Source organism: Novosphingobium sp. FKTRR1 (assembly GCF_020404405.1).
Taxonomy (GTDB): domain Bacteria; phylum Pseudomonadota; class Alphaproteobacteria; order Sphingomonadales; family Sphingomonadaceae; genus Novosphingobium.
Map to the genome: position 1 here is coordinate 106,473 of NZ_JAIZDA010000001.1, position 13,762 is coordinate 120,234.

At 64.6% G+C, this 13,762-nt stretch carries 11 protein-coding genes; 4 read left to right on the forward strand and 7 right to left on the reverse strand.

What is annotated here, in order from left to right; all coding sequences use genetic code 11:
- Positions 1 to 34: 34 nt before the first annotated feature.
- Positions 35 to 1,543 carry a S10 family peptidase gene (locus LDN95_RS00450; protein WP_226015655.1) on the forward strand — a complete coding sequence of 503 codons (1,509 nt, stop codon included), beginning with the start codon at positions 35 to 37 and terminating at the stop codon, positions 1,541 to 1,543.
- A 43-nt stretch (positions 1,544 to 1,586) separates the two neighbouring features.
- Here LDN95_RS00450 and LDN95_RS00455 read toward each other — a convergent pair whose 3' ends face one another.
- From LDN95_RS00455 to LDN95_RS00475, 5 genes are all read right to left on the reverse strand, one after another.
- Positions 1,587 to 2,483, reverse strand: coding sequence for a S9 family peptidase (locus LDN95_RS00455; RefSeq protein WP_226015656.1), 897 nt, complete (start codon positions 2,481 to 2,483; stop codon positions 1,587 to 1,589).
- A gap of 32 nt (positions 2,484 to 2,515) precedes the next feature.
- Positions 2,516 to 3,133, reverse strand: a complete 618-nt coding sequence (gene folE, locus LDN95_RS00460) for a GTP cyclohydrolase I FolE (protein WP_226015657.1) — start codon at positions 3,131 to 3,133, stop codon at positions 2,516 to 2,518.
- A 35-nt stretch (positions 3,134 to 3,168) separates the two neighbouring features.
- On the reverse strand, positions 3,169 to 4,671 hold the full coding sequence (locus LDN95_RS00465; protein ID WP_226015658.1) for a phospholipase D-like domain-containing protein: 1,503 nt from the start codon (positions 4,669 to 4,671) through the stop codon (positions 3,169 to 3,171).
- A 161-nt stretch (positions 4,672 to 4,832) separates the two neighbouring features.
- On the reverse strand, positions 4,833 to 5,150 hold the full coding sequence (locus LDN95_RS00470; protein WP_226015659.1) for a septum formation initiator family protein: 318 nt from the start codon (positions 5,148 to 5,150) through the stop codon (positions 4,833 to 4,835).
- Between the two features lie 121 nt (positions 5,151 to 5,271).
- Entirely contained in the window at positions 5,272 to 6,387 is a 1,116-nt protein-coding gene (locus LDN95_RS00475; protein WP_226015660.1) for a sensor domain-containing diguanylate cyclase, read from the reverse strand.
- Positions 6,388 to 6,639: 252 nt separating this feature from the next.
- Between LDN95_RS00475 and LDN95_RS00480 the strand changes: the two genes are divergently transcribed.
- Positions 6,640 to 7,065: a hypothetical protein gene (locus LDN95_RS00480; RefSeq protein ID WP_226015661.1), complete on the forward strand. Its 426-nt coding sequence runs from the start codon at positions 6,640 to 6,642 to the stop codon at positions 7,063 to 7,065.
- A 63-nt stretch (positions 7,066 to 7,128) separates the two neighbouring features.
- On the opposite strand, the gene LDN95_RS00485 is transcribed toward LDN95_RS00480, so the two are convergent.
- Together LDN95_RS00485 and LDN95_RS00490 are read right to left on the reverse strand one after the other, a co-directional pair.
- Positions 7,129 to 8,574, reverse strand: a complete 1,446-nt coding sequence (locus LDN95_RS00485; protein WP_226015662.1) for an MFS transporter — start codon at positions 8,572 to 8,574, stop codon at positions 7,129 to 7,131.
- 99 nt (positions 8,575 to 8,673) lie between these two features.
- Positions 8,674 to 11,136 carry a TonB-dependent receptor gene (locus LDN95_RS00490; protein ID WP_226015663.1) on the reverse strand — a complete coding sequence of 821 codons (2,463 nt, stop codon included), beginning with the start codon at positions 11,134 to 11,136 and terminating at the stop codon, positions 8,674 to 8,676.
- A gap of 727 nt (positions 11,137 to 11,863) precedes the next feature.
- Between LDN95_RS00490 and LDN95_RS00495 the strand changes: the two genes are divergently transcribed.
- Both LDN95_RS00495 and LDN95_RS00500 read left to right on the forward strand, forming a co-directional pair.
- Positions 11,864 to 12,820, forward strand: a complete 957-nt coding sequence (locus LDN95_RS00495) for a TauD/TfdA family dioxygenase (protein WP_226015664.1) — start codon at positions 11,864 to 11,866, stop codon at positions 12,818 to 12,820.
- Positions 12,821 to 12,902: 82 nt separating this feature from the next.
- On the forward strand, positions 12,903 to 13,751 hold the full coding sequence (locus LDN95_RS00500; protein ID WP_226015665.1) for a TauD/TfdA family dioxygenase: 849 nt from the start codon (positions 12,903 to 12,905) through the stop codon (positions 13,749 to 13,751).
- The last annotated feature ends 11 nt before the right edge of the window (positions 13,752 to 13,762 follow it).

Consider the following 13,762-nt stretch of genomic DNA (forward strand, 5'->3'; position numbering starts at 1 on the left):
CATTTCCGCGTTTATGTTGCTGGCCCTCACGGCCATGCCAGCCCATGCCGACGACAAGAGCGCCGATGCGGCAAAGCCGCGTGCCGATGTGCTCAAGGCCGAAGCGGAAAAGGCATGGCCACGCCCGCCAGTCGAGGAGCAGGCCGCCGTCAGCAAAGGCAGCGTCGCCTTGCGCAACGGCACCGTCGGCTACACCGCCACGGCCGGAACGCTGACGATCCGCGATGACGACGGCAAGCCTTCGGCCAGCGTGTTCTACACCGCCTACGTCAAGGATGGCGGCGCTGCGAACCGGCCGGTCAGCTTCTTCTACAACGGCGGTCCTGGCTCGGCTTCGATCTGGCTGCACATGGGCAGCTTCTCGCCGGTGCGCGTGTCGACCGAGAACCCGACGTATGTCGCTCCGTCGCAATACGCGCTCAAGCCCAACCCGGATTCGCTGATCGACAAGACCGACATGGTGTTCATCGACGCCATCGGCACCGGCTGGTCGCGCCCGCTTGGCGACAAGACCGGCAAGGACTTCTGGGGCGTCGATCAGGATGCGGAGGCCTTTGCCCGCGCGATCATCCGCTATGTCGACAAGAACAACCGCTGGCAAAGCCCCAAGGTGCTGTTCGGCGAAAGCTATGGCACGCTGCGCAACGGTGCGGTCGCCGCCCAGCTTGAGGATCGGGGGCTGAGCCTTGACGGTATCGTCATGCTGTCCACCATCCTCAACTACGGCGTTGAATTGCCCGGCTATGACATTGGCCCGCTGTCGATGGTGCCGACGTACGCGGCCACCGCGTGGTATCACAACCGCATCGCCAACCGCCCTGCCGATCTGGCCAAGTTCATCGACGAAGTGCGCGGCTGGGTGTCCGGGCCTTATGCCGCAGCGCTGGCCAAGGGCACGGCGATCAGCGCCGATGAACTGACCGCCACCGCGCGCCAGCTTGCCGCCTATACCGGCCTGTCGGAAGCCTTTGTCCGCCGCGCCAACTTGCGCATTCCCTTGGAGCAGTTCCAGACCGAACTGCTGCGCGATCGTGGCGTGGCGACCGGGCGGCTCGATACCCGCTACCTGCTGAACGTCGGCGATGCCAACGCGGCGGAGCCAGAGGACGATGCGGCGAGCACCGCCACCACCGGCGCCTATGTCAGCAGCTTCCAGAGCTATGTCGCGCGCACGCTGGGGTACAAGACCGACATGCCCTACAAGGTGTCGGCGCGCGACAAGGACTTCGACTGGGACTGGAAGCACCGCGCGCCCGGCACCCGCTGGCCCGCGCAAGTTCCCGATACCGGGCTTGATCTGGCTTATGTGATGCGCATAAACCCGACGTTGAAGGTGCTGTTCCTGAACGGCTATTTTGATGCCGCCACCCAGTTCTATGCCACCGAATACGACATCGACCACCTGATGCTGGCCGAGCCGCTGCGCAAGAACATCACCAGCCGCTATTACGAAAGCGGCCACATGATCTACCTCAACCCCGCCGTCCTGCCCAAGCTGCATGAAGATATCGCGGGCTGGTACGACACCGCGACCAAGCGCTAAACAGACCAGATCCGCGATGCGCCACCCGCATCGCGGATCGCTCTCATTTGAACAGCGGCTGCAGGAAACGGATGATCCGCGCCTCCAGCGCGATGCGGCGGTCCGACCAGCTGTGGTCGGTCGCTTCATGCGCGGTAACGGCCTTCGTGCCACCCGCCTTGCGGACGGCTGCGACGAGCGCCTCGCCCTGCCCTGCCAGTCCGTCGTCCGAGGTCAGGACGAGCAGCGGGGTGTCCTTGAGCCCATCGGCTCTGGCCAGCCAGTTGTTCGCGGCCGAATTGGCGACGAGTTCATCGGTCAGCGTTGCCGGGGTCGAGGCCAGCGTTTCCATGTTCTCGCTCATGAAGCGCAGCAGCGCATCGTGCGGCATAGCGCCGATCAGGCCCATGTTGGCGGCAGAGATCAGCACCAGCCCGGACAATTGCTTGTCCTGCGCGCCGACCATGGCGGTGGTCCAGCCGCCCATGCTGTGGCCGATCACGGCAAGGTGGCGCGTATCCACGCCCAGCTTGGCCGCGTTGGTGGGGTCACGCAGGAACGCCAGCACGGCGCTGAGGTCTTCGGGGTTCTGCGCGAACTTGTACGAGCCCGGACTGCCCCACGACCCGCGATAATTGAAAGTGATGGTGTTCCATCCGGCGCGGCGCAACGCCTGCGCCAGATCAAGGTTCTTTTCGATGCCGGGCAAGCCGTGGGCAATAACCACCGTCGGGTGCGGCCCGGCGCCGACCGCAAGATAGGCCACGCCGTTGACCGCAACGCCGCCCGTGGGAATATGCAGCGTTTCCATCCGCGCCGGATGCGCCTTGTCCTGCGGTGGATCGGTAAAGATCGCGGCGGGAATGGCGGTCCGCTTTGCTGGCGCCGGGGCACGCGCCAGCGCCGCAACCGGCGTGGTCAGGGTGGCGACGAGGGCGAGCGACAGGATGGCTTTGCGCATGGCGGCCATCCTTGCCCTTTCATGCCGCGCGATCAATACCCCATCAGGCTGAGCACTTCCTTGCGGCTGCGATTGTCCTCAAGAAACGTACCCATCAGCCGGCTGGTGACCATGCCGACGCCGGGGGTGCGGACCCCGCGCCCGGTCATGCAGCCGTGTTGCGCCTCGATCACCACGGCAACACCATGCGGCTTGAGGTTTTCCCAGATGCACTGGGCCACTTCACTGGTCAGCCGCTCCTGAATCTGCAGGCGCTGCGCAAAGCCGGTGAGCACCCGCGCCAGCTTCGAGATCCCCACCACCTTGTTGCGCGGCAGATAGGCGATGGCCGCCTTGCCGATGATCGGCGCCATGTGGTGTTCGCAATGCGACTGGAACGGAATGTCCTTCAGCAGCACCAACTCGTTGTAGCCGCCCACTTCCTCGAACTGGCGCGCCAGATGCGACGCCGGGTTTTCGCCATAACCCTGACAATATTCCTTCCACGCCCGCGCCACGCGCTTTGGCGTGTCAAGCAGCCCCTCGCGCTCCGGGTCGTCGCCAGCCCAGCGGATCAGCGTGCGGATCGCTTCCTGTACGTGGTCGGGCACGGGAGCCTTGCCGCGCAGCGCATCATCATCTGCATCGTCATGATCGTGGCTGTGGCTCATCGTTCGGTGCTCCCCGGTTCTTGCCCATGGCGCCTTCAGGCGGGGCGTTTCAGTATGCGGCTGCGGAAAAGCCCGCGATGACGATAGAAAGCAAGCATTTCTTCGGGTGCTTCGGGATCAAGTAGTGCCGAATCCGCAAGAACCTTGGCCGCCTCGCTCAGTTCTGGCGGAACATAACGTTCCAAGTGCCGCCCGTTCGCAGGCTGGGCCGCGATCATCGCCGCCATCGACCTGTGGCGATCGAGTTCCGAACCGACAAGGTCGGCGGCAAGGTCGCAATGCTCGCCCAGCAAGGAGTGCCGGATTGCCCTGATCTGCGCCTCGCAGCCGGCGTTGGCGGGGCGCTGTGCGTCGATGAACACATCGCATTCGGTGTCCAGCCCCATCGAACGGTTGTTCCAGTTGGCCGACCCGACCCGCAGGATCTCGTCGTCGATGATCGTCAGTTTGGCGTGGACATAGATCGGCGTTCCCGCCGCGTTGCGGGGTATCCAGATCGACAGGCGATCGGCGTGATCGACCGCCTTCACCGCTGCAAACAGCCTTGCCCGCGCATTGTCCATCGCGGTGTGTTGCAACCACCCATGGCTGGCCAGCGGCATCACCACGACAACCTCGGGCGGATCGGGCTCGGCCAGCCGCTCTGCCAGCGCCTCGGCGATCCGGCGCGAAGCAAAGTACTGGTTCTCCGCATAGATGAACCGCTGCGCGCGGCCAATCTGCTCGACCGCCAAAGCCTCGACTTCGCGCACGGCCGAGATGTCGCGCCAGGCCGACCGCGTGCGCGCGATACCCACTTCAACGTCGGTGAATTCGGCTGCGACCCGGTTCGGCCAGGCAGATTCGGTTTGCGGCAGGCAGGGCGCAAGAGGCTTCCCGCCCGCCTGCGCCCAACGTTGCCGCCCCAGATCGCCGAGCGCGCGCGCGGCCTCGCCTTCGAGCATCAGCGAACTGTCATGCCATGGGCCGAAGGTTCGCAGACCGCCGGGCAAGCGTCGCCGCTGGTCCTTTTCGCGGTGCTCGCGGGTATCCCAGCGCTCAGCGGTCATGTCGATGCCGCCGCACATCGCAACTTTGTCGTCGATCACCACGATCTTCTGGTGGTGACTGCACCCCAGCGGGTGCGCGCTGTCCAGTCGGTACGTGATGCGCGGATGCAGGGCCCAGCGCAGCAGATCCCACACCATGGTGCCGCGCAACAGCGCCTTCATCGCGCCGAAGTTCCACTTGAGCAGGCGAACATCCAGCCCCGGACGGCGATTTGCCAGCCACATGATGAAGGCGCCCAGTCGCGCAGGCGCGACCTTGCGACGCGGCAGGTTCCACCACCGCCGCCCCTCACCCACCAGAATGCGGGTATCGAAGTCCCAGCCGATCAGCAGGATACGTTGTCGGGCCTGCACCATTGCCGCGCGCATATGCACGAAATAGGCCGCTCCATCGATGATCAGGTGCGCCCTGCTGGCATGGGCATAGCGCCACACGGATGGCGAAACGCCGATATCGGCCGTTTCAGGAGATGAAGGTTCAGCAGACATCGACCAGCAAGATATGGTCCGCGCAGGCCGAAAGTTCCAGCCTCGATGCAATCCGCCGCACCGAAATCGTCAATATCGGCCTGATCGATGCTATCGAGCGGGGAGTCGGATGCAGTTGCTGCGGCTCATGCTAGCGCCGCGCCGCCTTGGAAATGGCGCTATCAGCGTAGCGGGATCACCAGCTCGTCGGGGTGCGCAACGTTCAGATCCTTGCGCAGCAATTCACCGACCAGATCGGGATCGGCGTGGCGCGGATCGAGCAGTTCGACACGGTTCTTCAACCGGTCACGCTCAGCCGAAAGCTGCGCCACCTCGGTCTGGCGCTGTTCGAGCAGGCGTGCGTTTTCCGACCAGGCAAGCGCACCGCTTGGCCCGGCGATCGCTACCGCACCCATAAACAGCAAAGCAAGCAGCGCCAAAGACTGCGTCACGCTTTCGCGCGGCAACTTGAGACGGTGATGGGCGGGGCGGCGTTTCATTGCCTTATTAAGAATCACAATTGTTGCTCGGGTTCAACCCCGTTTAACGCCATCTTGCCGGATAAATGCGTAGTGATGACAGAAACGCGTCGGCCGGACCGTGCGGAATGGCCCCTGACGACTACCAACGGGCGCCGGGGCTGCGCTTGCGAGTCTCAAGTTCAAGCCGGTCACGCCCCTTGGCCTTTGCGGTATAGAGCGCGATTTCGGCCGCGCGCATGGCGGCATCGGCGCTGCGCGCCATCCGCGCGACTCCACCGCTGGCGCTGGTGCGCACAATGGCATTGCCGACCACGCGCGCCTGATCGGAAAATGTGCTGAGAATGCGCTGACAGACCGCCTCGGCCTGTTCCGGGCTGGCCTGAGGCAGCAGCACGCCGAACATCTCCCCGCCGACGCGCGCGACCATGTCTTCGCCGCGCACTTGCGCCCGCGCCAGACCGGCGAACAGCACGAGCACGCGGTCCCCGACTTCCTGGCCGAACTGGTCGTTGATCTGCTTGAAATGATCGAGGTCGAACATCGCGATGCAGCCGACATTGGGGGCGTCCTGCGCCTGTCCGTCGAGGCAGTGCTGCAGCATGGCGATGAACGCGCGTCGGTTGGCCAGCCCGGTCAGCGGATCGGTCAGCCCGGCTTCGGCCAGACGCTGCTCGAAGGTCTTGCGCTCGTCGATGTTGCGCAAGATCGCCACCGCGCCATGGTGGCCGCCTGCTTCATCGATCAGCGGATGGACGCGCAGTTCGAACCAGCCACCGTCGGCGTCAGGACCGCGCAGGGCTGCTCCGGCCCGAAATTCATGCCACTGTCCGTCCGACTTTCCATGGATGGCCAGATCGTGCAGCCGCGCCACATCATCGGCCTTGGTCGCGTTGAACAGCGACGGCAGGCTAGCGCCGAGCAAGGCTTCGGGCTTGATGCGACCATGCTGCGCCACCGCGGGTGAAGCGTAAGTGATCATGCCCGAAGCATCGGTCCGCAGCACGATCTCACTCGCGTTTTCGCCCAGCAGGCGCGCGATCGCACGGGTTTCGAGCAACTCCTGTTCGGCCGCAGCACTGTCGCGGCGGGCGCGTTGCATGCGCCTCGCCCGCACAAGGCCACTCCCGGCCAGAACGACCAGCGCCGCCAGTGCTACCGGCACCGACCGATCGGCAGCACTTGCGCCGCCAGCGATCAGCGCAAGGCAAAGCAGAACGAAATCGAGATCTGGCAGGAAACGGGCAACCCTCATCATCAAAGGGGCATGCGCCCGCTATCTTACCGAGCCGCAAAGAGGCCCGGTTAACGCGCGCTTGACCTAACTCTATGGAATCACCGCAAAGCGGGTTGCAGCGCAACAATGCCACGGTCCGTCGGCCCGCCGTCTCGCTTCATCGGCAGTTCTGATCCGATCGCAGTTCCGTTCATCGCACCGACAGTTACCGGCCGACAGTCCGGCCTTGGCAGGGTGGAACAAGGGGCGATCCGCAAACGAAGGGAACCGACGATGAACCAATCAAAACTAGTGCTGCTGGTTGCCGCGACGATGCCGATGATCCTTGGCGGTTGCGCCACGACCGGGTCGGTCAAGCGCGCGCAGGCATCAGCCGATCAGGCCATGACCCGCGCCAATGAGGGCTTTGATGCTGCGGGCAAGGCGCAATCGAGCGCCGATGCTGCCGGTAGCGCGGCACAGCGCGCACAGGCCAGTGCCGACGCCGCCGCAGCGGCCGCTCAAGGGGCCGGAGCGTCCGCACAAGGCGCCCTGGCGACGGCGCAGGCTGCTCAGGCTGGCACGGCACGCATCGGTGGGCTGGAAACGCGCCTGCGGCGTCTGGAGCACTGGAAATGGGCCCAGACCCACAAGAAGAAGGCGCATAAGCATCGCCATCACCATGCCGCCAAGTCCGCGACGCAGGCCAAGGGCACCTGAATTGCCCCGCGATACCCGGCGCGACCCAATCAGGGCGCCGGGTATCGCGGAACCGGTTGAGGCTTAGTTCCGGCCCTCGTGCGCCTCGTCTGCCAGCCAGCGGTCATGGCTGGCATCGGACGCCAAACCGGCGGCATCGCGCGCGGCCAGGGCGCGGCGGATCTCGCCATGGCGCTCCTCGTCGATCGGGAAGCCGTGGATGATCGCGGCAGAGATGAGGTGCGCAATCGCCGGCCCTAGCGCGAACACCGCCTTGAGCCCGAACAGGGCCGATGCGGTGCTGGCGTGGTTGGGATCGAAGCCCAGCGCTCCGACCAGCGGCAGCGCGATCCCGACCGCCAACGCCAACCCGGCCTTGTCCGACAGCGAGAACACCGAGAAGAACAGGCCGATGCGGTCGTGTCCGGTTTCCAGCCGGTGTGCGTCGGCAACGTCGGCAACGATCGAGCGCAGCATCAGGTTGCCCGAACCTTGCGCCAGTCCCTGCGCGGTTGTCAGCGCCAGCAACAGTGGCCATCCGCCCGGCGCCACCAGCAGCAGCGCGAGGTTGATCGTCATCTGCAGCAATTCACCGGCAACGGCCGCGCGCCCCTTGCCAACGCGGCGGCCGATCGCGAGCCAGATCGGACAAGCCAGAATGCCGAAAACGTACTGGTAAAGGAACAGCGCGGGCGCCAGCGCGGGGCTGTTCATGTAATGCGCGACGAAGAACACGAACAGCGCGGTACGGATGCCCTGCCCCAGCCGCACGGCTCCATTCGACGCCAGCACGCGCAGCAGCAGCTTTTCACGCAGCACGAACCCGATCGTTTGGCGCAAGTGCAGCGGCGGCAGCGGACCCTTGGCCGGCTCCGGTTCGGGCAGTGCACCCAGCCCCAGCGGCAGCGTGATCGTCAGCAGCAGGAATACCATTGCCCCCATCGCCGCCAGTTGCGCGGCGGGCTGGCCTGCCAAGCGGGTGGCAAGCAGGCTTGGCAGTACCAGCGCCAGCAACAAGGCGAGCGCGGTCATGACCATGGCATACGTCGCGATGCGGGTCCGTTCGTGATATTGCGCGGAAAGCTCGCCGGTCCATGCGGCCAGCGGCGTCGCGATCATCGAATAGCCGAGATAGAGCACGAACAGCGCCGCCGACAGCGCGAATGGTCCGAACGAGGGTGGCGGCAGGAACGCGGCAAAGGCGCCAAGCGCGAACAGCACCGAGCCGCCCACGATCCACGGCCGACGCCGACCGAACCGGCTGCGGGTGCGGTCGGACAGCAACCCGATGGCCGGGTCGATTACCGCGTCCCACAGCCGCGCAAGCAGGAAAATCGCGCCGATCGCGGGCAGGCTCAACCCGAACAGGCTGGCATATAGCGGTGGGACATAAGTGGTGAGCGGCGCTTCCACCGCCGCCAGCGGCATGACCATGGCGGCAAAGCGCAGCAGTCTGAGCGGCCGGGGACCAGCACTTTGGACTTGGTCTGAGGCTACCGGAGCGGTTGCCGAGGCGAATTGGGTGGCCATGGTCGTGGGATCAGCCTCTGGCTAAAGTCTGGCGAATGCAAAGTCGGAAAAACGCAAAGCGAGAGCCGGAACCGCCCGTGCGGTTCCGGCTGCTGAACATCAGAACTTGCGTGCAACCTGAACGCCGAACGAGCGGCGGTCGGACAGGATCTCGATGGTCGGCGCGCTGCCCGTGGCCGGGCTGAACGTGGCGGCATAGATCTTGTTGAACAGGTTCTTCGACCACAATCCGGCGGTCCACTTGCCGTCGAGCGTGCGGATGCCGATACCTGCATTGACGACGGCGATGGGGGCCTGCCAACCATACACCGAGCGCGGATTGATATAGGCGATGCGCGACTTCCACGTGGTGTTGGCATAGCCGGTCAGCGCGATCGCGTCGTTCACCGGCGTGTCGAGGTCGACCCCGCCCTGCAACGTCCACTTGGGTGCATTGCGCAACTGGTATCCGGTCAGGCTGAGCGTGGTCGCCGCGGCGGCAACACCTTGTTGCGTCGCCAGATAGGCCTGAAATTCAAGGGGTGCTGGCGAGTTGTCGTAGCTGAGGTACTTGGCATCGTTGTACGCGGCGTTGGCATAGACCGTCACGCCTGCGGTCGGACGACCGGCCACCTCAAACTCGAACCCGCGCAGCCGCACCTTGCCGACGTTGCCCAGATAGGCGCCGAAGCTGGGATTGGTCTGGTCGATCTGGGTGTCCTGATAGCCCTTGATGGTGTTGTTGTAGAGGTTGAGGTTGGCGGTCAGCTTGCCGCCTGCCCAGGTCGTCTTGATCCCGCCTTCGAAGTCCAGCGACTTTTCGGGCTGGGTCAGAACCACCGCCGCCTGCGAAAGCGTCGCCGCGGTGTTGGCTGCGCCAGACTTTTCACCATAGCTGGCAGAGGCATAGAGCAGGATGTTGTCATTCACCTTGAACGACGGGTTGACCAGCCACGCCACCGAGCCGCGGCTCGAACGGTCGCCGATCGCATAGACACCGCCGAGCGCTGCGGGCGTGCCGCCGAGGCTTGCCAGCACCGCTGCGCGGGTTCCCGCCAGCACCGGGAGCGCCAGCGTCGCGCCGCCGATGCTGTACCCGGCGACATTGGCCCGCTTGGTTTCATGCGTGTACCGCACGCCACCGGTGATCGAGAAAGCGTCGTTCACGTGCCAGGTCGCCTGACCGAACCCGGCGAGGCTGTCGACCTTGAGCTTGCCATCGCGGTCATATTCGACGCCGTTCAGCACCGCCGAAGGCACCCCCGGTGCAACGAGGAATGTCGAGGCATCCTTGAACAGGATCGTGCGCAGGTTGCTGCGCAAATCCTCGTGCAGGAAGTACGCGCCCACGGTCCAATCGACCTTGCGGGTGCCCTTCGATGCCAACCGCACTTCCTGCGAATACTGATCGACGTCAACGTCATAGCCGCCGCGCAGGATCGCCAGCGGGGTGTAGTCACTGTCGTTGTACGGGCGGAAGTACAGGCGGCGCCACGCCGTCACGGCGGTCAGTTCGGCCCCGCCCAGATCGGCGTTGACCTCGTTCGACAAGCCATCGGTGCGGCTGGTCAGACGCTGCTGGTTGTCGAGGTTGGCGTTGTAGGGCACCGCGAAGCTGGGGTTGTAGCCGAACCTTGCGATGAGCTTGTTGGTCCAGCTTCCCGCGCGCGCGCCAGTGGGGTTGGCGGCGGTGGAAAACACCGAACCATCGGTCTTGAGGTTGAAGTTCACATCGCCTGCGGGCGGATAGAAGTTGTTGTATTCGTGGGTTTCGTAGTGCTCGGCGATCAACCGGCTCGACACCGACGGGCTGGGCGTGAACAGCAGTTGCCCACGCACCGACCAGCGGTTGTTGTTGAGGTATTTGACCCCATCGACCTTGTTGGGGATCCAGCCACCGCCCTGGCTGGTGGCAAACGTCAGGCGGGCGGCCAGTTTGTCATCGACCAGCGCCCCGGTGGCGTTGGCGCGCACCTGCCAGGCGTTGTTCTCGCCATACGATGCGCTGACCTTCAGCGAGGGGTCGAAGCTGGGCTTGGCGGTCTTGACGATCACCGCGCCGATCGTGGTGTTCTTGCCCAGCAGCGTGCCCTGCGGGCCGCGCACCACTTCGATGCCTTCAAGGTCGACGAAGTCCAGCCAACTGAACCCGACGTGCGTGAAGAACACGTTGTCGACGATCAGGCCAACGCCGCCTTCGGCACCATCGTTGCTGGCATTGCCGCCAAGGCCTCGGATGAACAGGCCCGACACGCGGGTGTTCTGCTGAAGAGCGCTGAAGTTCGGCACCTTGAGCGCGTAGTCGGCCACGCGGTCGAGGTGTTGCGCGGCGAGTTCGAGCCCGCTGACCGTGCTGATGGCCAGCGGCACATCCTGCAGCTTTTCGTCGCGACGGCGGGCGGTGACGGTGATCGTCTCAACGCCAATACCGGCGTCAGGGGCATCCACAGCGGGAGCCTCCGTTGCGGGGGCTGCGGCGTCGGCAGCGAGGGCCGGAGTGGCGACGGCCGATGCAAACAGCGATGCGGCAAAGAGTGACGCGCCAAGCGCGACGGATGACGTTGAAGAAAGTGCGAAACGCATGTCGGTTGTGTCCCTGAACCTGAAATCGTGGGGCGCGAGGCCTGACGGACCGAGACTGGCGAACCATGGCTGGCCGGTGCCCTCGGCCTGCAGCGACTACGCCATGCACACAGGCGCCCCGGCGCGGACCTCCATCCGCAAAACCCGGCCGTGTCATTCGCATCATCGCGGGCCGAGGCCTGGCGTGGTCGCCCCGGCTTCGCATATCGGCGCGCCAAGCCTTCTCGGCTGCGGTTCGCGCTGACAACCTCCACCTATTTAGTTGAGAATGTCGCGTCAATCGGGTGGTCGGCACCAAATCCCTCTGCATGAGTAGGATTTCTTTCGAGGGCGAAAGTCCGACTGCCCTTCAGAGTGCACCGCCAAACAAAGGAAAGGCCGGTAATCCTTATGCCTCGGTCGGCCGCCCGCCCCTGCATTGCCGCCAATCCGGAGAACCGGCGCTGCTGCATATCTCCGGCAAAACATTTGTATCGCATTGGCAAGCATGGATTGGCTGGACATATTCCTATCACTTTAATAGGAAATGGATCAGACCTGTCGGGAAGCTTCCTTTGCCTCCTCGCAAGTCGGTGCCGGGGCGACCACGCCAGGTATGCAAGCGCAAGTGCCGCCGCTCGATCACATCGCAGCGCAGCCCCTGCCCACTGCAAGCGTCATTCAACCCAAACGTTTCCCCTGCACTGGCCGCGATCCGTCCCGGCCGAACCCACTTCAGGAGTCAGCCATGGCCAGCATTGTCGCGACTTATCCCAATGCCAAGGATTCCAACTCGCCGCTCGACATACAGCCGGTTGCCGGCCGCATCGGTGCGGTGATCAACGGCGTCAACCTTGCCGATGACCTCGACGATGCGACGATCGCAGCGATCGATGCGGCCGTTGTCCGTCACAAGGTGGTATTCTTCCGCAATCAGACCGGCCTGACCGATGCCGCGCACGAGGCATTTGCCGCACGTTTCGGCGATCCGGTGGCGCATCCGACCGTGCCCGTGGCCGAAGGCAGCCGCTACCTGCTCGAACTCGACAGCAAGGAAGGCTATGCCGCTTCGAGCTGGCACACCGACGTGACCTTCGTCGATGCCTATCCCAAGGGCTCGATCCTGCGCGCGCTGACCATTCCCGAAGCTGGTGGCGATACGTTGTGGGCCAATGGCGAGACGGCTTATGACGGCTTGCCCGAACCGCTGCGTCAGCTTGTCAACACCTTGTGGGCGGTGCACAGCAACGATTACGACTACGCTGCGCTGCTCGCCAACGTACCCGGCGGCAAGGATTCGGACGAAGGTCGCCAGCGCACGGCCTATCATCGCAGCGTGTTTGCCGCGACCGTCTATGAAACCGAGCACCCGGTGGTGCGCGTCCACCCGGTTTCGGGCGAGCGCAGCCTGCTTCTGGGCCATTTCGTGAAGCGCTTTGTCGGGCTCAACGAGGCGGATTCACAGCGGCTGTTCCAGATCCTGCAGGACCACATCACCCGTCCCGAAAACACCGTGCGCTGGCGCTGGCAAGCGGGCGACGTGGCGTTCTGGGACAACCGCAGCACGCAGCACCGCGCCATCGCAGACTTCGGCCTGCAGCGCCGCACCTTGCGCCGCGCAACCGTGAATGGCGACGTGCCGGTCAGCATCGACGGACGCCACAGCCGCACCGTGCGCAAGGAAACCGCAGCGGCTTCGGCTTGATCTGCACTGGACACGCCGTCCCGGTCAGTGGCACCATCGATCGGGACGGCGCTCAAATCGCCGCAAAGAAGAGGATCGCGAGATGGCAATCGAAGTGCGCCCGCATGGCCGGGTGGGTGCGGAAATACTCGGCATCGACCTTGCCGAGGGGCTCGATGACGAAGCGGTTGCGCTCGTCCGCTCGGTATTTGCCGATCATGGCGTGGTGTTTTTTCGCGATCAGACGCTGACCGAGCAGCAGCACATCGCCTTTGCCCGGCAAATCGGGCAGATCAACATCAACCGCTTCTTTGCCGCCCATCCCGACTTTCCCGAGATCGCGCTGGTGGTCAAGGAACCGGACCAAAAAGACAACATCGGCGGTGGCTGGCACACCGACCATTCGTATGACGCGGAGCCTGCGCTCGGGTCGATCCTGGTCGCGCGCGAACTGCCCCCCGAAGGCGGCGCCACCAGCTTCGCCTCGATGTATGCAGCCTATGACGCACTGCCCGACCACTTGAGAGCGCGGATCGACGGGGCCAGCGCGGTGCATTCGGCGAAGCATGTGTTCGGCAGCAAGCCGACAGCCTATGCCTCGACTCAAGACACGCGCGGCGGGCGGATCGGCAATTCTGCGGCCGCCGACGTGCTCGAAGATGTGATTCACCCGGTGGTCATCACCCACCCGCTCAGCGGCAAGCGCGCGCTTTACGTGAACCCCGGCTTCACCATCGGCATCGTTGGTCTGCCCGCCGAGGAATCGACCGCCCTGTTGCTCGAACTCTATGCCCATTGCGTGAACCCTGCCTTCCATTCGGTGTTCGAATGGCAACCGGGTTCGATCGCGCTATGGGACAACCGGGCAACCTGGCATTTCGCGCACAACGATTACCACGGGCACCGCCGCGAAATGCACCGCATCACCATCGAAGGCGAAGCGCTGCACTGAGTTGACGATTC